Origin of the sequence: Bradyrhizobium sp. SHOUNA76 (genome assembly GCF_023006445.1) — a bacterium.
GTDB lineage: Bacteria > Pseudomonadota > Alphaproteobacteria > Rhizobiales > Xanthobacteraceae > Bradyrhizobium.
In genome coordinates this window covers 1-486 of sequence record NZ_JALBHA010001150.1, presented here as the reverse complement: position 1 = coordinate 486, position 486 = coordinate 1, and the positions used below count along the sequence as shown (strand labels likewise).

Genomic DNA, 486 nt, shown 5'->3' with positions numbered 1-486 from the left:
CTCGGATAGTCGCGCGTCGGGATCGGCAGCAATCGCCTCCAACAGCACCCGCCAACGTTCCGCAAGGCGCTCGATCGTCGATACATCGTAAATATCCGTCGCGTATTCGAACGCGCCTTGCAGTCCGGTCACGGTCTCCCGCAGCCGCAGAGAGACATCGAATTGTGCCGGCGGGTCGTTGCGCGGCACACGGCTCGATCGCAGGCCAGCGAATTCGAAACCCTTCCCTCGATCAATATGCAACGCAAACATGGTCTGAAAGACGGGATGACGGGCGAGATCGCGCGCCGGCTGCAGCTCCTGCACAAGCCGCTCGAACGGCAGGTCCTGGTGCTCATAGGCGCCCAGCGCCGACTCCTTCACGCGCAGGAGCAGCTCGCGAAAGGTCGGATCGCCCGAAAGGTCCGTGCGCATCGCAAGCGTGTTGGCGAAGAAGCCGATCAGCCCTTCCAGCTCGCGCCGCGTCCGGCCCGCGATCGGCGTCCC

General features: G+C 64.4%; 1 protein-coding gene. It reads right to left on the bottom strand.

The annotated features are described in order from the left end of the window. A partial coding sequence (locus tag MOV74_RS40235; RefSeq protein ID WP_246933113.1) for a condensation domain-containing protein occupies positions 1-486 on the bottom strand: 486 nt, incomplete at both ends.